The following is an 18,437-nucleotide window of genomic DNA, read 5'->3' as shown; positions in this document are numbered from 1 at the left end:
AGGGTGTGGGGTGTGGGGTGTGGGGTGTGGGGAGATGGGGGGTTGGGGAGAAAAAAGCTGCCGACTGTCTCCTGTATCCTGTCTCCTGACGGTTAAAGTCATTGACTTACTTTTAACTGTAAGCGAAAGTGGACGGGGGTAGAAGACTGGGGGAGAATAACTAATTCATAAAATCCCTCTTCGGGTAATTGACCAGACCATTGCCGATCGCTAGACTTATCTAAAAGGGTAATATTACCCGTGGGAGAGTAGAAAGATAGTAAAACTTCGCCTTCCGCCTCTAAATTTAAGTTTAACCGATCACTGGAACGCAATTTTATTGCATAGGCTTTTCCTTGTCCCTCGCTGAGAATTGCCTCGATAACTTCCTCCCCCCCCGCGTCTAAACTTTCGATCGCTTGGTAGGATAGGCCAGACTGTAAAGATTGTAACTGATTCCAGGCCAAACCACTCCATAGTTGACCCAGGCCTGTATCAAAACTTGGTCTTTCTGTCAATTCGGGAAATAGCTGAAAAAAGGCAGTATCAGTGAGTAAATTAAAGACTATACCGCTTAAGCGTAATTGATTCACTTGTTCTCGCCATTTTTCTCGCTGTTGCTCGTTGTAGCTACCTAATGCTTCTCTAGTGCCAGAATCGAGACGTTCTAAGCGATCGAGTATTTCTGCTCCTAGAATGTCTCTTTGTTCCTGTTTCTGTTTTTCCTCTTTGATATCCCCATAGCGGAGGTTAAACAATTCATTGACGAGATTTTTAAAAAACTGACTATCAATTCCCAACTCTAGACGGCGCTTTCTTATCTCAGTTTTCCGTTGCCATGCCCTATCTGTGGCAGAATTAAAATTATTTTCCTCCGTGGCAAAAACTGGTTTAACGGTTTCGTGTTGATTGCTGTGTTTAACCCACTGTTTCCCAATTAACCAGCCTATTGCCGCCGATAATAACATCAAGAGGCAAAAAATAGCGATTCTGCCAGAACAGCCGAGAAAAACGGGCGATTTATTCCGAGAATTGGCGGCCATTGTCTTCTTAGACGATTTAGGGTTTTGGTCTGTAAAGATGAGATTAACACAAATAATAGGCTAAGACGCATTTTAATCGCCTATCCTGAGATTCGCCGAATCTTCCCCAATCCCTTCACCAATGCAAAAATGAAAAGCATCATTGAGAAATTGTTTGAAAATAGGGAATAAATTGTGAAAAAATTAAATGAACCTTCAGACCGATCACAATTGACCCCAAAGAAGTCAAAAATCCCCCTTCAGAACCCCGTAACACTAATAACTAATAACTGAATAAAACTACATTCCCATAATTTCGTAACCGGAATCTACATAAATAATCTGACCGGTAATACCACTAGAAAGATCACTGGCTAAAAAAGCGGCCGTATTTCCTACCTCAATTTGTGTCACGGTGCGATGTAAAGGAGCGATTTCTTCCACATGATGGATCATATCAAGAATTCCCCCCACGGCCGAAGATGCTAAGGTGCGAATTGGACCGGCAGAAATACCATTGACTCGGATCTTTTGGCCACCTAATTCCGCAGCTAAATAGCGAACACTCATTTCTAAACCGGCTTTTGCCACCCCCATTAAATTATAGTTAGGAATTACCTTGACACCGCCGAGATAGGTAAGAGTGATAATACTTCCCCCTTCCGTCATCAAGGGTTTAGCCGATCGCGCTAGACGGGTTAGGGAAAAAGTGCTAATATCTAGGGATTTAGTGAAAGCTTCCCGGGGGATGGCGGTAAAATCGCCCGTTAAACCCTCTTTATCGGCAAAAGCGAGACAGTGAATCAAAATATCCAGTTTACCCCATTTTTCCGCCACTGTAGCGAAAGTATCTTCTACCTGTTGGTCATTTTGGACATCGCAGGGGACATAAAAAGCGGGATTAAGTTCATCGGCCAATTCTCGCACTTTTTTCTCAAAACGGCCTTTTTCGTCGGGGAGATAGGTGACACCGATATTTGCACCAGCTTGATGGAGTTGTTGAGCAATTCCCCAAGCGATCGAGCGATTATTGGCAATTCCTGTCACTAGGGCGTTTTTTCCCGTTAAATCTAACATAGTTCTCGTTTCTCTTACAAAAATCTCCCCAATAGCCGACCCCAGCGAGATTCGGTATAATAGGGATACAGATAACGGGGCAGCAATGATCACCCCTCCCCCATTGTCTGGCAAAAAGCGCCCAAAACTTTTCCCAGTTTAGCGAGCGGTTGTGTTTAATAGAGGTGACACTCGTTGGATAATAAAAACAATTTTCCCCTTTTTTGGATGTGAGATGGACTTATCATTAATACAAGATAAACCCCTAGCAGATGTGTTCCGTCGAATCGGCAGCGGCAATTTCCCCCCGGTGGTGGAGTTGTTCGAGCGTGGCAAAACGATCTTTTTCCCGGGAGATCCCGCCGAAAGAGTCTATTTTTTGCTGAAAGGAGCCGTTAAGTTATCGCGAGTCTATGAAGCGGGAGAGGAAATTACCGTGGCTCTACTGCGGGAAAATAGCGTCTTTGGTGTGCTATCCTTACTGACTGGTCAGCGATCGGATCGTTTTTATCATGCCGTGGCTTTTACTCCGGTAGAATTACTCTCGGCCCCGATCGAGCAGGTAGAAAGATCCCTCCGCAATAATCCCGATTTATCAATGTTGATGCTGCAGGGGTTGTCCTCGCGGATTCTGCAAACGGAAATGATGATCGAAACCTTAGCTCACCGGGATATGGGTTCACGTTTGGTCAGTTTTTTATTAATTCTCTGTCGTGATTTTGGGGTTCCCACCACCGATGGCATCCGGGTGGATCTAAAATTGTCTCACCAAGCGATCGCAGAAGCGATCGGTTCTACCCGCGTCACTGTCACCCGTTTATTGGGAGAGCTGCGGGATCAAGAAATGGTCTCAATTTACAAGAAGAAAATTACCGTCCATAATCCCGTCGCTCTCAGTCAACAATTTACCTAAATTCTGGATGACTAGCGCTTATATTTTAGTTTTGGCCATCGTGGTTTTAGGTGGTCTGATAGCGGCGATTGGCGATCGCATAGGGAGCCGTATCGGTAAGAAAAGGATGCGTTTATTTAATCTGCGTCCGAAACAAACCGCAACTTTGATGACGATTGTAACGGGAATTTTGATCGCCGGTTCCACTTTAATTGTCTTATTTGCTTCTAGTAAATCCCTGCGTCAAGGGGTTTTTGAACTGGATCGTCTCTTAAATGAACGTCGTGCCGCTATTAAGGATTTGGAAAGTCAGGTGAGAAAAACCACCGAACAAAAAAATCGAGTGGAAAAGGCTTTAAAAACGGCTAAAAGTGAACAGATAGCTGTGCAGAAACGTCTAGAGGTTCTTAATAAAAATTATCAAGCTTCTCGTCAACGTTTGCGATTAGTTTCGGGACAGTTGGAAAAGTTTCGTAAGGAAGTGGCTAATTTAAATAATGAACGAGTTATTTTAACTAATCAAAAGGCACAGTTAAGCAGTCAACGGGATCAATTGTCCCAACAAAAATCAATTCTTTCTAGTCAGATCAATCAACTACAAACCACCGTTCAAGTTAGAGATAAAGAGTTAGCTAATCAACAAAAGTTATTAACAACCAGACAAGCGCGACTTCAACAGTTGGAAACTCAACAAAAAACCCTACAGCTAGAAATTGATCGCCGGGATCAACGTATTGGAGAACTCGATCGATCGATTGTGGATAAAAATTTTGCTTTGGAACAGCGCGAGGGAAAATTAAAAGATTTAGAAACCCAAATGGCTTTTCTTAAGCGGGAAGTGGAAGTTTTAGAACAATACTATCAAACCTATCAAGAATTGCGGGAAAAACAAATCGCTATTTTCCGGGGACAGGTGTTATCTTTTGGAGCTTTTCGTATTGTCGATCCCCAAGCTATTGTCGCTGTTATTGATAAGTTATTGCGGGAAGCGAATATAAATGCTATCCGTGCCACCCAACCGAATCAGCCTAATTTTGACCAGCGTTTAGTTAAGATCACAAAAGCACAGGTAGAACAGTTAAGTCAACAATTACAGGACGGTAAAGAATATGTGGTGAGAATCCTTTCCGCAGGTAATTATGTCTTAGGAGAAAGCGAGATTCGTGTCTTTGCTGATGTGGTTCCCAATCAAAGAGTTTTTGAGGAGAAACAGGTGATCGCTACCGTTTCTATTGATCCCCAAAATATGACAGAAGAAGACCTACAAAAGCGATTAGATTTACTCTTAGCTTCGGCTCAATTTCGCGCTAGAAGTGCGGGAGTTTTAGGGTCAATTCAAGTGGAAGATGGTTTATTAACTACGGTAGTTAACTTTATTGGTCAAGTGAAAAAGTCGGGTAATTCTATCGAGACACTTGAGGCAGTTGCTGCTAGTAAAACTAATACATCTGGACCTTTAACTTTGCGTTTAGTAGCGGTAAAAGATGGTAAAATTGTTTTTAGTACGTCTTCTTAAAAGATAGCTAAAGTTAGGATTTGAGATTAAAATCAACTCCTTCGTAAATATCGACAAGATTTAAGCTAATTCCTAAAGAATCTAGGGATATAATTCCCCTTGCTGGGGTGTATTCTTGCAGCAACCAATTATTTTCCGAGGTTTTGCTATAGGATTCTATTAGTATCTCCTCTTGACTGACGAGAAGATATTGGTTTAATTGGGGTATAGAACGATAATAACGAAATTTATCACCCCGATCATAACCAGAGGTGGAAGGAGATAAAACTTCGATAATTACACAGGGATTTAAAATTTCATCGTTGCGATTATCACTAAATAATGGTTCCCCAGCAATGATCATTAAATCTGGGTATAAACCGCGATTATACTGGGGTATCCATAGTCGTAAATCACTGGGAAAGACTTCATAAATAGTTTTCCTTAAAGCATTGTCTAACAAGCGAATTAAATTGCGTACCAGTCGATTATGATTGATGCTTCCCCCTGTCATCTCGATAATTTCCCCGTCGTGATATTCCTGTTTAGTTTCCGCTCTAGTTTCTAAATTACGATATTCTTCTAAGCTGAGGGTTTTGGTAGGAGATCGAGTTAGCATTTTCTCTGTCACAGAATTTTTAATCCTCCCGATTATAACCTAGATCACAGAAAAAAGGTTATCATTCATCAATTATTCTTCAATTAAAATCAACTCCTTCGTAAATATCGGCAAGATTTAAGCTAATTCCTAAAGAATCTAGGGATATAATTCCCCTTGCTTGGGTGTATTCTTGCAGCAACCAATTATTTTCTGAGGTTTTGCTATAGGATTCTATTAATATCTCCCCTTGACTGACGAGAAGATATTGGTTTAATTGGGGTATAGAACGATAATAACGAAATTTATCACCCCGATCATAACTAGAGGTGGAAGGGGATAAAACTTCGATAATTACACAGGGATTTAAAATTTCATCGTTGCGATTATCACTAAATAATGGTTCCCCAGCAATGATCATTAAATCTGGGTATAAACCGCGATTATACTGGGGTATCCATAGACGTAGATCGCTAGATTGAAGACGATAATTAGTTCCTCTTGAAGCTAATTTTAGCAGGACAATAAGATTAATGAGAATACTATTATGATTGATGCTTCCCCCTGTCATCTCGATAATTTCCCCGTCGTGATATTCGTGTTTAACCTCGGCAATGGTTTCTAAATTACGATATTCTTCTAAGCTGAGGGTTTTGGGAGGAGATTGAGTCAACATTTTTCCAGATTAGATATTCTTTTATTTAATCATAACACAATTAATGCTACCTATTTAATTCTAATTCCCCTTGGAGAAAATCAACAAATTGTCTGGCAGTTCTTCCCGATCGCCCATTATGTTGGGTTGCCCATTGTTTGGCACGAAATTCTAAGTCTTCTAAGCTAATTTTTAATTTAGCTAAACTGGCTAAATGACGCACTATTTCCAGATACTTTTCTTGATTAGCTGGTTCAAAAGTTAGGGTTAACCCAAAGCGATCACTAAAGGATAATTTTTCTTGTACTGTGTCCCAATTATGCACTTCATCCCCATCTTTTGGTCGGGGTCGATCGGCAAAAAATTCTCTGACTAAATGTCGGCGATTAGAAGTGGCATAAACTACGACATTTTTCGGTCTAGCGGTGATACTTCCCTCTAAAACAACCTTTAAAGCTTTAAAAGCTTCATCGTCTTCTTCAAAGGATAAATCATCGACAAAGATAATAAATTTTTGCGGTAAATATCGCAGAATTTCAATAATTAATGGTAGGTCTTTTAATTGGGATTTGGCCACTTCAATTAAGCGCAATCCTTGACTATGGTATTTTTGCAATAATCCCTTGACTAGAGAGGATTTTCCCGAACCACGACTGCCATAGAGTAGCACATTTAAAGCGGGATAACCTGCTAATAAAAACTCAGTGTTTTTAATCAAGGTTTCCTTGGGCATTTCATAACCGACTATTTCTTGAATCTGCACGGGATCGGGATGAGTAATTCCTTGTAATCGACCTTCTTGCCACCTTAAAGCTTGATAACGGGCAAAAATTCCCGTACCACATTCGCGATAATAATCTGCTAAATCTTCAACTAATTCCCTCCAATCTAAACCGGAATGTAAAAAACTTTCTAATTTATTGTCCATTTCCCAAGCGGGGAAACTGAGAAATTTAATTTGTTCCAAAATTGTCGAATTGCTGAGGCTATAAATGCTAGAATTATAGAGAGATTGAAGGATAGATAAATCCTGTTTCACGCCATTAATTAAAGATTCGGGTAACTCCCAAAAACTTTTTTTCTGTACCTGTTGACTAAAGGGATTGTCATCTAATAAAATTTGTTCGACTAGAAAATCATTCCAACTGATATCTTTAGATGCTAAAGCTTGAAACCATTGACCATAGGCTTTAAGAAAATCGGCAATATTATCCGTAGATAATAGGGTAATAAATGCCTTGCCAATAGCATTATCAAAAACCCCTTGATACAAAACTAACAAGCTGACTTTTTGGTAAATTTCAGAAATCATTTTTTATTCTCCACTAATAACTAACATTTCATGGCTGTTTTTTTGTAATTCCTAATTCGATTTAATAATTGCCGTCCTGTAGCTAAGGGAATGCCAATCAGTTGTTATTATATCAAGATAGGTTAATCTTTGCAAAATTAAGGTTAAAAAAGGGAAAATACCTACCGACTAATTCCCCAGATTTCTTGAGATGAGGTACAAGGTTTTCCTTTTGGGGAGTCAGGAGAAGGCTCTTCTAGGTTCTGTGTGATAAGTTAAACTTACAATATGATCGATCAATCTTTGTGTCCTTTGTGTCTTTGTGGTTCGTTCCACCCCCTCGCTCTTGAGAATGTATCTTAGAATACATTATCCAAGAGAGCCAGGAGAAGATACCCTGTCGGGCTACACTTCCTCTTGATGAGAAACGTTATATTTGATAAAATTTAACCAATCTTGGATTTCCTGTCCTAACCAGAGACATTCATCCTCGCGGAGATTCTGGCCGATAAGATAGTAATTTTTAGCTGTCCGCAGACGAATCTGATAGTTACCTTCTGTACCATTGCTATGAAGAAAAATACCCCATAAGTCTTGAGTTTTGAAAGCAAATTTTTTGTAGATAAAATTGAAAAGTTTATATTTAATTAAAACTTCTTGAGGTGTAAGAATTAATTGCATCTCCCGCGAAAAAATAAAACCAATCAGAGCTATAATAAAGGTAATAATTGGGGAGATAAAGACAGTGACAGTAAGGAAAATCGCCAAAGACCAGAGAGTAGGCGCATCGGAAGGTAGCTTAATTGTTGGTGGTAAATTAATCTCTAAATTATCCCGGTGTTTAGCGATACGGATGGAACTGTGGGGAGGTTTTGGTAATTTCTTAGGATCGATTAAACTTGATACTTGACGATAGTAGGGATGTTGGAGAATTTTCAGAGCTTCTCTGGCACTTTTAAACCGCTTTTCTACTGCCATATCGGTCATAGTTTCTAACCAATCGATTAAATCATCATCGATTGTCACCAGTTGGCGAAATTGAATTTTAGAGTCGCGGTAGGGCAGTTCTATTGGCACAATTCCTGTCAATAAATGAATTAAAGTCATACCCAAGGCATATAAATCAGAACCCGGAACTGCTCGGCCCCAAAATTGTTCTAGGGGTGCATAACCACTCGTCCCCACCACGGTAAAAGTAACTCCCGTCACTGCACCCCTGGACTGGACTGCCCCAAAATCCACTAAATAAACGTTATTTTCCGAGTTAATAATTAAATTACTAGGTTTAATATCTCGATGTAATACTGGGGGCGATAATTCATGCAAATAGATGAGAATTTCGAGAACTTCTTGGGCAATAGTCCGAATTACCGTAGCGGTGAAATGTTGCCCCCTTTCTAAGTGATCACTTAAGGATTCTCCCGGTATATAATCTTGTACAAGTACAAACCAAGGAATCCCATCACCTTGATTTTTATCGAGGGAAAAATAATCGCGATAGCGGGGAATACGGGGATGATGGAGAGAAGCTAAGACGGCTGCCTCTCGTTCAAATAATTTTAATTCTTCCCACTCCATCTGGGGACTAAAAGCGAGGAGTTTAATAATTACCGATTCTTGAGATAATACATCGGTAGCTAACCAAGTTTGACGACCGATAGCGGTATTTCCCAGGCGTTGTTGTAGTCGGTAACGTTCCGCTAAAAAAGAATCAGAAGTAAAGGTCATAGTGGCTTTTCCCTTATTTAGACCTGTTTTTTGTCAGTAAAACTGCTGTGGAGGTACTAATTAATATCGATTTGTTTTTTTTCTGTCCAACAAAGGGCGATTCCCTTTTCTTTGTAGGAAGATTCTCCGACAAAGATAGGATATAATTCAGATTCACCACGATAGATAATTTCCTGACCATCAAATCCTAGAAAAATCGGTTGATTGGGTTGAATTGCCTGATAATCTCGTTGGAGAATCTGAGGATGTAACATGGCTTTAATTTCACCCTGTTCATCCCTAGGATAATCGATCGAGCCTAAACGTTGGTAAACTGTTAGGGATTCGCTGAAAGTATCGAGATGGGCAGCGAGATAATTTTCCTGTTCGATGTAGTCTAGGATTTGATAAATGAGTGTTTCGGTTTGACGAAAAAGATAGGGACAGATGACACCATGGTTAATTGGACCGATTTCTAGGGTAAAAGCTAGGGGACAAATTCCTTTCAGAAAATGATTTTCTTCCTCGCTGACGGGATGATAAATTAAGCGCACATCAGGATTAATTTTAGTCAGATAGGTAAAGAGTTTTAATAGCCAAGGATGGGGATTAGAATAAATAATCGCCAGCATCATGTTAGATGTGGTGCTGTGAATATCGATTAATAAATCAATGGATTTTTCTCGGATTTCTTTGACTATTTTTTTGGCTCGTTTTTGTTCGTATTGCTGACAATCGGGATTCACTAAATCTTTCTGGTTAAAACAACGATTTAAATCCGTATCGATATATCTAACTCGTTGCTTTAGGGCCAAGGGGTTAGCGATGAGACTGTGGGATTGAAAACTGCTGCGAGCAATAAGATTAGGTGAGTTTTGCAGGTATTTAACCAAATAAGCGGGAGTTAGTTCATTGCCATGCACACCGGCAATTAAAGCCAGATTTTTAATAGTAGTTTTTTGATCGATCATTTTTTATAAGTTTTGAGAATTTGTAATTATTTATCTAGGGCAAAATTGCCGTAATTAAATAACAATTATAAGCCTTAAAAAAGGGTAGTCTAGAGGGGCAGGTTTGCCAACCCACCCCTATAACTGATTTAGAAAAACCAACCGTAGGAATGAAGACCTTTACCTAAAAGATTCACTCCTAAATAACATACCCAAACCACAACAAAACCACTCGCTGCTAGAATAGCTGGTTTTCTTCCCTGCCATCCCCGGGTAATGCGGGCATGGAGATAAGCGGCAAACACTAACCAAGTGATTAGCGCCCAAGTTTCTTTCGGATCCCAACTCCAATAGGAACCCCAAGCTTCATTCGCCCAAACTGCTCCGGCGATGATACCGATAGTGAGAAGGGGAAAACCGAGACCAATGACCCGATAACTGATATTATCGAGGGTTTCCGCCAAGCTAAGACGTTGGGGCGAAAGAGTCGCCATCGCTGTTAGGGTGGGAGTTAAAAGGGCGGTTGTGCCACCGTTAGCCGTTTCCATGAAAACTGGCGCAGAAAGAGTGGTAGATAACTTATTTTGGAGACGATAGGCCCCCGTACCCACGGAACTGCCTTTTAACTCGATATTTTGACCTCTCGTGACGATCAGAAAAGCGATCGCCATCAGGGAACCCACCATCAAAGCAGCATAACTTAACATCATGACGCTAACGTGCATCATCAACCAATTCGATTTTAAAGCCGGAACCAAGGGCGCCGAAGTTTGCATTTCTCCGGGTAAGGACAAAGTGGCAAAAGCAGTAATCCCCATGGCTACAGGAGTCGTCACCACCCCCACCAGGCGACTGCGGCTAGTGTACTCAGCAATTAAATGAACCGCAGTTACACCCCAAGCGAGAAAGAATAAAGATTCGTAAAGATTGCTAATGGGGAAATAACCCGCTTCTAACCAACGCGCTCCCAATAAAGCGGCGATACAGAGGTTAGCGATGGCCACTCCCGTGCTGCCCAGGCCCGGCAACAAAGGTATGCTAGGAAAGGCTGCCCCGCCCCAATAAACCAGCATGGTTAAAAACAGGACTAAAAAAGAAGTGTTATCGAGAAAGTTCTCTAAGCTAACTAAATTCATGGGATTTCTCTCGTTTGTCGCTCGCTCGCTACCAAGTATTCCATCCTCTATCCTATCCCATCGGTAAGGCGATCGAGACAGGGAATTGTTAGTATAAACTTTGCATTTTCACTCTGACCCACCCTAAAAATTATGACTAATCAAGAAGATAATCAATTTTTCTGGTCGCGTTTGCCTCTGTTAGGCAAAATCCTGATCATTTGTTCTGGTGTTGCCGCTTTAGGCTATTTTCTTATCCCTCGTCCCTCAGAATTATCCAATATTCCCCTCGAACCCTACAGCGAATTTATCAATAAAGTGGAACGGGGCGACATCAGTAGGGTCAGAATTGGCAATCAAGTCATCTTGTATCAATTAAAAAATCCTTTAGAATCCCTGGCTATTCCGGGTAATCCCCCCCTTAATCCCCCAGAATCAAGTAATCCCTTTCACAGTGATTCTAGTTCTCTGGCCAGCAAACCAAGCAGTAATCTAGCCCCCGGACGAGTATTGGCCACAATTCCAGTCGATAACCCCCAATTACCCCAACTATTACAGCAAAAAGGCGTAATATTCGAGGCGATTCCCGTAGCCGAAAACAGTTGGATCAGCACTCTCCTCGCTTGGGTGGTTCCCCCCTTAATTTTAGTCGCCGCTATGCAGTTTCTGCTCTATCGCAACGATGACACGCGTAAATCGCTGCTTTTTAACAAAAATCTCGCTAAAGTTTACGGAGACGACGAAAAATATCCGATTACCTTCACTGATGTGGCCGGGGCCGAGGAAGCAAAAACCGAGTTAAAGGAAATCGTCGAATTTCTCAAGGATGCCGAGCGCTTTAATAAAATTGGGGCGCGTATTCCTAAGGGTGTTCTCTTAGTCGGACCGCCGGGGACAGGAAAAACCCTCTTAGCAAAAGCGGTCGCGGGAGAAGCGGGAGTAACTTTTTTTAGCATTTCGGCCTCGGAATTCGTGGAATTATTTGTCGGCACTGGGGCAGCCCGGGTGCGGGATCTATTTGCCCAAGCGAAGAAAAATGCCCCCAGCATCATTTTTATTGATGAATTGGACGCGATCGGTAAATCAAGAAGTTCGGGATCGGGAACTAGCGGCAGTAATGATGAGCGCGAGCAGACTTTAAACCAACTTTTGACAGAAATGGACGGTTTTAGCCCCAAAGAAGCCGTCGTCATCGTTTTGGCCGCCACCAATCGCCCGGAGACTCTTGATGCCGCTTTATTGCGTCCGGGGCGCTTTGATCGCCAAGTTTTGGTGGATCGTCCCGATTTAGCGGGAAGATTGGCAATTTTGGAAATATACGCCCAACGAGTCCAGATGGGTGAAGATGTTAACCTCAAAGCGATCGCCACCCAAACCCCCGGTTTTGCCGGTGCCGATTTAGCCAACCTCGTCAATGAGGCTGCTCTCTTGGCTGCCCGTAATAATCGGGAAAAAGTCAGTCAAATCGACTTTAAAGAGGCGATAGAAAGAGTTATCGCTGGTTTAGAAAAGAAAAGTCGGGTTTTATCGGAAAAAGAAAAGAAAATCGTCGCTTATCACGAGGTCGGCCATGCTTTAGTTGGTGCTGTCATGCCGGGAGGTGGTCGCGTCGAGAAAATTTCCATCGTTCCCCGGGGTTTATCCGCTTTGGGTTATACCCTGAAAATTCCCACGGAAGACCGTTTTTTGATGACAGAAACCGAATTTAAAGAACAAATTACTATGTTATTGGGCGGTCGGGCAGCCGAAGAATTAATCTTTGGCAGTGTCACTAATGGTGCTTCCGATGATTTACAAAGGGCGACGGATATTGCGGAAAGAATGGTGACAATTTATGGTATGAGTAAATCCCTGGGTCCCCTAGCCTACGATAAAACGGGACAGGCTAATTTTTTAGGTAATAATCAGGGTAGTCCCCGGCGTTCGATCGGGGAAAATACGGCCAAAGCGATCGATGAAGAAGTCAAACAAATTATCGAAGCTAGTTACCAAAAAGCCCTAGCAATTCTTAGTCACAACCGCAATTTATTAGAGTCGATTACTGCTAATCTTTTGACCACGGAAGTAATCGAAGGAGAAAAATTGCAAGAATTCTTAAATCAAGCGCAAATGGTCTGAGCAATCCTCATAAACAGGGTCTGCTGAAAAAGTTTTTCGTGGGGACAGGGTGTGGGGTGTGGGGTGTGGGGAGAACAAAGCTGCCTTTTGCCTTTTGCCTTTTGCCTTTTGCCTTTTGCCTTTTGCCTTTTGCCTTTTGCCTTTTGCCTTTTGCCTCTCCTCATAACTAGGGTCTGCTGAATAAATAGTCGAGAATATCTAACTTAAGGAGAAGACAGAATCAAAGCATTAGAAAATTGATATTTCCCTGCTTTGACGGTTAATTTGCCCTCTTTCCATCCTAAAGAAACGGGAGAGTTATCTCGACTTAAACTGTTATAAAGGGCGAAATTTTTTGACCAATCGTGCTTTTGACCGTTACGAATTAACATCGGCAGTAGATTGATTTGATTATAGGTCAATTGTAAACTCTGCCCTTGACTGCCTTTAAATAAAACCCTGCCTTGCTTAATTTGAGTTAAATTTACTTGACTTTTTTGCTTAAATATGCTCTTGAAATTCTCATAACTACCCTGGGTTGCCGCTTCCCCCACTTCCAGAGCAAAACCCGCATAATTGTTACCTGTGGGTAAAGCTTGGTAGGTATTATCATCGGGATAAGGGGAATTAGGAATCTCGATCATTTCAGGAGAAGAAAGATTTATTAATCTCAGGGCTAACCAAGTTTTTTCTAATTGAATAAACCAGATATTATCATCTTTTTCTACCTTGGCAGTTTTCGGTAATTGCCAGAAAAAAGCTTGGTCTGCTGGACGTAACCAGATTAAAAGATTACGATATTGTCCGATTTCATCCCCGGGATTTTTGCCCGGTTTTACGCCATTTTTGCCAGTGTTAGCCACAAAAAAATCCACACCTTTGTGTTGATTAAAGGCCATTAATTTAAACGGAGCCACATCGCCATCGGGGAAAGTTCCCGCCAGACTACCCATTTGATAACTAGCCCCAATAAATTGAGTTTCCCAATAACCCGGACTCTGATTATTGCCCGGTTTCCAGTTTTCATATAGGGGTTTACTGGCGAGAATTTCTACCGGTTTATTAAAGTTTTTTCGGGCTAATTCCATCACTGCTAAAGGAGGACGATAATGACTGGTAATTAGATAAAGAGAGTCCAATTCCTGGCGATTATTGGCGACGGGAGTATCACCAAAGTATAACCAAAAAGTGCGACCTGCGTGTGATCGCATTACGCCATGGCCATCACCATAATCACGTTTTACAGGGCCACCCCAACCACCCCGATAATATTTAACACTAGCGGCCATGGATAACCAATCTAAGGCCATTTTTGCCCATTGTTTAACTTCCGTATCTTGAGAAAAATCGTAGAGATTGAGATAGGCAGCAAAGGTATGACCTTGATAAACTTCTGAATCCCATTCTCCCATACCGATGTTATATAAAGCTGAAACGTAGCGCTTAATTTTACTTTTATAAAGTTGACGAGTTGCCTCATTTCCTGTTTCTTCGGCCATCAGATAAACCGATGTTTCGCGCATCGCTCGCAGGTTATCAGTATTGCGACTATCTACCCATAAACCCCGTCTTTTCATACTCCAATCATTACCCGTTCCTTGGCCGGTGCCGTGGATAGGATGGGGCCGTTGTAAAGGGTCGGTTTCTGTCCAAATTTTCGCCGCATTATACATTCTCTGACGATAAACTGGATCGAGATACTTTCCGAGAAGAAAATATTTTCTAATTTGTCCTTTTAGGGTAAAAGAAAAATAATAATCTATATAATCAGTGTGGGACTGTTCCCGTTTTTGTGGGTCATCCTGCTGCAGGAAATCTAGGGCTTTTTGCCTGTTTCCTGCCAAGAAATCAAACATGGCCATAGCATAGGATTTTTTCTCGTTTTCTCCCCACAAATTGCCATAACTTTCTGCCCTAGCAAAATGGTTAATAACTTGCTTTGCCCTTTGTTGAAATTCTGCCTCTAATTCTGGTGTCCAATCGTTAAGATATTGGGCTTCAACTTCGGCAACAGGGAAGGAAGCGATCAAGTTTTGAGAAACCGAATAGAGGGAGTTAAAGCCTACAGTAAATAGGGCAATGATTCCCGCTAAAATTAGATATTTAATTCTAGATCCAATCGTCATCTTCGGCAAATTCATCGATGTTTCCTTGATTTTCTGGGGTCTGAGTTTGATTCTCTTTATCTAATTGTAAAGGAACTGGTTCAGGAGCGATAATTTCTGGTAATAATTCTTCGGGTTTTTGACCATCTACCTCCACCACAATTATTTCTGTGACGGGAAACCAAAGTATCCGGCCTTGATCATCACAAACCGTCACCGATCGCGATTTATCTGGAGTCTCGGTTGCGAAGAAATCTCCTAACATTTTGGTGGGTAAAATATTCTTACTTTCACCCCCACTAACTCCTAGGAATATATATTCGTTACCTGTGGTCAAATGTTGAACAATAATCGCCATAGTTAAAAGGTTTTAGTCAATGAAATGTACTGATTGATAGTTGACTCTTGAATGATAGCTTTCAGCCCGAAGCTTTCCAATGATAACTGATAACTGCTTACTGCTTACTGCTTAACTTGACTGCCGTGACTGCGGGGATCGGTTTGACTAGCACCCACAAGGATATTAAAATCAGAAGTCTCTCCCGTAGTGGTGGCATAGGGTAGGGTAGAATTAGTTAAAAGTGCTTCTAAATTAGCAGTTAAAATTGATTTTGGTTGTTCTCCGATCGCTTGGGCAACCGGTTGTCCTTGGTTATTTAAAAATACAAAATGGGGAATTCCATCCACACGATAACGGAGAATTTCCGGCAACCATTTATTATTATCAACGTTGAGCATAACAAAATTAATGGCATTACCGTATTGTTTTTTAATTTCGGCAATTTCAGGGGCCATCGCCTGACAACTGGTACACCAATTAGCATAAAATTCTGTCAGGGTGGGTTTACCATTGCTGACGGCAAGATCGAAAGGTGTCGCTTTTTCCGCTTGCGCTTCCAAAGATACAGAACTAGCGGTGGTTTGAAACCCCAAGAAAATCGCTACACTAAGGATAACTGCCGTTACTGCCAGCAGAAGATTTCTGGTTTTGTTGGTGGGTGTGGTGGCTGTCATGGATATTTAATCAAAGTTTACTTTGTCCTATTGTAACGACTGCTGCGCTCTTTTAGTATTGGTGTCGATTGAGTTACAATTAAGTTAGAGATGGGTAATAATTATGACAGAAGAAAGACTCGATCGAATAGAGGGACAGCTAAAAAGGCTAGGAGGGGACGTTCATACAATTGAGGGGCGATTAGAAACTTTAGAAAGTAACGTTCAAAACATTGAAAAAAAGCTAGGAGACGTGATCAACCAAATCCGTGAACTTAGTCTTAGCATCGATACCTACCAAAAAGCTGATCAACAGGTAGTTAATTTGGCTTTTGGTCTGATCGTTGCCGCCACTGCTACTATTGTAATTCCAGCCGTTTTCGGCAAATAAGCAAAAAAAGATTCTTTGATTGGAAAGGCTGCATGAAAAAACGCGTTACTCTCACTTTTCCCAAAAAAGCCGTCCATATGCCCGTTACCTATCGACTGGCAAAGGATTTTAACGTCGCCGCTAATATTATCCGCGCCCAAGTTGCCCCCAATCAAGTGGGAACATTAGTATTAGAATTATCGGGAGATATCGATGAGTTAGAAGCGGCGATCGAATGGTTACAATTACAAAATATTGGCGTTTCCCAAGTTAGTCGCGAAATCGTTATTGATGAAGAAAAATGCGTCGATTGTGGCTTATGTACGGGAGTTTGTCCCACGGAAGCTTTAACCCTTGATCCCGAAAGTTTTCGTCTTAAGTTTTTGCGTTCCCGTTGTGTGGTTTGTGAACAATGTATCCCCACTTGTCCCGTGGTGGCAATTTCCACAAACTTGTAAAATAGAAATTATTAAATTAATTTTTTTGCCCATTTAAATAATAGCCATCTCTGGAGATTTTAAGCCTTGATGTGTTGCCAAGGAGGTTAATCGCCACAAATATCCCGCTCGCTTTCTGCCTAAAGACCCTTTCTCCGATACCATAGTTAAAAAGAGAGCCTTGACTCTGGCCACATCTGTGGGGATTACATACCATTAATCATGGTTTTTTTTGCAAAAAATACAAAAAACTTGACATGACTTCTGCCGTTCCTCGCCTTTCCTATCCTGATAGTCCGATTGCTGATCTTCGCGGCCTCTATAACTTTATCCTCAACCCGCAACTGTTAGCCGCAGAAAAGGGAAATCGGTCGATCGTCAGTTTTTGTCAAAAAATTTCCCCCCTTGATCTCCTAGAAATTCTCTCTCGGATTGCTTCTAGCTATCCCACCCATTGTTATTGGGAAAATCCCGAACGAGAAACTGCTTTTCTCGGCTACGGCATCGCTTTTACTGCTACTTTCCACGGCAAACAACGTTTTTTAAAAGCTCAAAAATTTATTGAAAACTGTCAACAAAGAATTATTAAAATTGATAACTATAGCGAGATTACTCCCCGCATCTTTTGTAGTTTCACTTTTTTCGACTCGGCAACAGCTACCCCCTTTCCCTCAGCTACCCTAACCCTGCCTAAGTTTCAAATTATCAAAAAACAATCGGAATATTTTTTCCTGACTAATCTCTTAATCACCGGCGAAAAAGAAATAGAAAACTCCCTCGAAGAAACTATTAATAACCTCAAAATTATCCAAAATAACTCCAGCAATTGCCGACAAAATCCTCACCAGGATTCCTGTAGTTATTATATTCGTCCTACCTATAATTTTCAAGCGGCTGTTGCTGATGCCATCCAATCTATCCATGCTCAAAAATTTAGCAAAATTGTCCTCGCTCACGCTCTTGACGTGATTTCTCCTCGTCCTTTTCATCTAGTAAACTGTCTCGATAATTTGCGTCAGCGTCATCCCGATTGCTACACTTTTTCCCTCGGCAATGGACGGGGAGATCATTTTATCGGTGCTAGTCCCGAACGATTGTTAACTGTCCATCAGGGGCAATTAATCACCGATGCTTTAGCGGGATCCGCCCCCCGGGGAGAAAATGCGATCGAAGATGCTCTCTTTGCCAATAAACTCCTCGCTAGTGAAAAAGAACAACGGGAACATCGGGCTGTTAGTGACTTTATTAACCAAAAACTGCGACAAATTGGCTTAAATCCGCAAAATTCTCCCTCTAGATTGTTAAAACTCTCCAATATTCAACATCTCTGGACTCCTATCCATGCCAAACTAAAACCCTCTATCCATCCCCTCGAAATTGTTGCCCAACTACACCCCACTCCTGCTGTTGCTGGGGTTCCCACCGAGATCGCTTTAGCACAAATTCGTCATTATGAAACCTTCGATCGCTCTCTTTATGCCGCTCCTTTGGGTTGGATTGATTGTCAAAATAATAGTGAGTTTATTGTTGGTATTCGTTCGGCATTAATTAAAGGCGATCAAGCGCGATTATACGCCGGTGCGGGTATTGTTGCCGGCTCCGATCCAGAAAAAGAACTAGCAGAAATTCAGCTGAAATTTCAAGCTCTCTTAAAAGCTTTAACTTAAACTGTAGC

17 protein-coding genes are annotated in these 18,437 nt (G+C 41.5%); 6 read left to right on the top strand and 11 right to left on the bottom strand.

Annotated elements, in window-relative coordinates; translation table 11 throughout:
- Window positions 1-98: 98 nt before the first annotated feature.
- Window positions 99-1,022: a serine/threonine protein kinase gene (locus tag H6G40_RS00470; RefSeq protein ID WP_069474807.1), complete on the bottom strand. Its 924-nt coding sequence runs from the start codon at window positions 1,020-1,022 to the stop codon at window positions 99-101.
- A 279-nt stretch (window positions 1,023-1,301) separates the two neighbouring features.
- Entirely contained in the window at window positions 1,302-2,078 is a 777-nt protein-coding gene (gene fabI / locus H6G40_RS00465; protein WP_002740281.1) for an enoyl-ACP reductase FabI, read from the bottom strand.
- 214 nt (window positions 2,079-2,292) lie between these two features.
- Here fabI and ntcA point away from each other — a divergent pair, with 214 nt between their 5' ends.
- Window positions 2,293-2,970, top strand: coding sequence for a global nitrogen regulator NtcA (ntcA, locus tag H6G40_RS00460; protein ID WP_002750097.1), 678 nt, complete (start codon window positions 2,293-2,295; stop codon window positions 2,968-2,970).
- Between the two features lie 7 nt (window positions 2,971-2,977).
- Window positions 2,978-4,465 (top strand): DUF3084 domain-containing protein, encoded by a 1,488-nt coding sequence (locus H6G40_RS00455; RefSeq protein ID WP_002743595.1) that lies wholly within the window; start codon window positions 2,978-2,980, stop codon window positions 4,463-4,465.
- Between the two features lie 13 nt (window positions 4,466-4,478).
- Here H6G40_RS00455 and H6G40_RS00450 read toward each other — a convergent pair whose 3' ends face one another.
- From H6G40_RS00450 to ccsB, 6 genes are all read right to left on the bottom strand, one after another.
- The gene (locus tag H6G40_RS00450; RefSeq protein WP_002750099.1) at window positions 4,479-5,063 is read right to left on the bottom strand and encodes a Uma2 family endonuclease; all 585 of its coding nucleotides are present in this window, start codon (window positions 5,061-5,063) and stop codon (window positions 4,479-4,481) included.
- Window positions 5,064-5,142: 79 nt separating this feature from the next.
- Window positions 5,143-5,718, bottom strand: a complete 576-nt coding sequence (locus tag H6G40_RS00445) for a Uma2 family endonuclease (protein WP_042791087.1) — start codon at window positions 5,716-5,718, stop codon at window positions 5,143-5,145.
- A 46-nt stretch (window positions 5,719-5,764) separates the two neighbouring features.
- A complete protein-coding gene (locus H6G40_RS00440) occupies window positions 5,765-7,009 on the bottom strand; it encodes an ATP-binding protein (RefSeq protein WP_002740076.1) in 1,245 nt (414 codons plus the stop codon).
- Window positions 7,010-7,393: 384 nt separating this feature from the next.
- Complete coding sequence (locus H6G40_RS00435) at window positions 7,394-8,716, bottom strand: serine/threonine protein kinase (RefSeq protein WP_069474805.1); 1,323 nt, start codon at window positions 8,714-8,716, stop codon at window positions 7,394-7,396.
- A gap of 56 nt (window positions 8,717-8,772) precedes the next feature.
- Window positions 8,773-9,666: an aspartoacylase gene (locus tag H6G40_RS00430; RefSeq protein ID WP_002750102.1), complete on the bottom strand. Its 894-nt coding sequence runs from the start codon at window positions 9,664-9,666 to the stop codon at window positions 8,773-8,775.
- Window positions 9,667-9,794: 128 nt separating this feature from the next.
- On the bottom strand, window positions 9,795-10,781 hold the full coding sequence (gene ccsB, locus H6G40_RS00425; protein ID WP_069474804.1) for a c-type cytochrome biogenesis protein CcsB: 987 nt from the start codon (window positions 10,779-10,781) through the stop codon (window positions 9,795-9,797).
- A gap of 132 nt (window positions 10,782-10,913) precedes the next feature.
- On the opposite strand from ccsB, the gene ftsH reads away from it, so the two are divergent.
- Window positions 10,914-12,878, top strand: coding sequence for an ATP-dependent zinc metalloprotease FtsH (gene ftsH, locus H6G40_RS00420; RefSeq protein WP_123231013.1), 1,965 nt, complete (start codon window positions 10,914-10,916; stop codon window positions 12,876-12,878).
- A 203-nt stretch (window positions 12,879-13,081) separates the two neighbouring features.
- On the opposite strand, the gene H6G40_RS00415 is transcribed toward ftsH, so the two are convergent.
- From H6G40_RS00415 to H6G40_RS00405, 3 genes are all read right to left on the bottom strand, one after another.
- Window positions 13,082-14,998, bottom strand: a complete 1,917-nt coding sequence (locus H6G40_RS00415) for a hypothetical protein (protein ID WP_190537115.1) — start codon at window positions 14,996-14,998, stop codon at window positions 13,082-13,084.
- Window positions 14,967-15,320, bottom strand: coding sequence for a hypothetical protein (locus H6G40_RS00410; protein ID WP_002739676.1), 354 nt, complete (start codon window positions 15,318-15,320; stop codon window positions 14,967-14,969). The genes H6G40_RS00415 and H6G40_RS00410 overlap by 32 nt, the downstream gene beginning before the upstream one ends.
- Window positions 15,321-15,424: 104 nt before the next feature.
- On the bottom strand, window positions 15,425-15,976 hold the full coding sequence (locus H6G40_RS00405) for a thioredoxin family protein (protein ID WP_002739604.1): 552 nt from the start codon (window positions 15,974-15,976) through the stop codon (window positions 15,425-15,427).
- Window positions 15,977-16,079: 103 nt separating this feature from the next.
- On the opposite strand from H6G40_RS00405, the gene H6G40_RS00400 reads away from it, so the two are divergent.
- The 3 genes from H6G40_RS00400 to H6G40_RS00390 all read left to right on the top strand — a co-directional run bounded on the left by H6G40_RS00400 (window position 16,080) and on the right by H6G40_RS00390 (window position 18,429).
- The gene (locus tag H6G40_RS00400) at window positions 16,080-16,346 is read left to right on the top strand and encodes a ssr2422 family thylakoid membrane protein (protein WP_002740128.1); all 267 of its coding nucleotides are present in this window, start codon (window positions 16,080-16,082) and stop codon (window positions 16,344-16,346) included.
- Between the two features lie 32 nt (window positions 16,347-16,378).
- The gene (locus H6G40_RS00395) at window positions 16,379-16,783 is read left to right on the top strand and encodes an NIL domain-containing protein (protein WP_002739790.1); all 405 of its coding nucleotides are present in this window, start codon (window positions 16,379-16,381) and stop codon (window positions 16,781-16,783) included.
- 236 nt (window positions 16,784-17,019) lie between these two features.
- Window positions 17,020-18,429 carry an isochorismate synthase gene (locus tag H6G40_RS00390; RefSeq protein ID WP_069474799.1) on the top strand — a complete coding sequence of 470 codons (1,410 nt, stop codon included), beginning with the start codon at window positions 17,020-17,022 and terminating at the stop codon, window positions 18,427-18,429.
- The last annotated feature ends 8 nt before the right edge of the window (window positions 18,430-18,437 follow it).

The sequence above is a fragment of the Microcystis viridis FACHB-1342 genome (assembly GCF_014698335.1).
GTDB classification, from domain to species: Bacteria; Cyanobacteriota; Cyanobacteriia; order Cyanobacteriales; family Microcystaceae; genus Microcystis; species Microcystis ichthyoblabe_A.
This window is presented reverse-complemented; position numbering and strand designations above follow the sequence as displayed.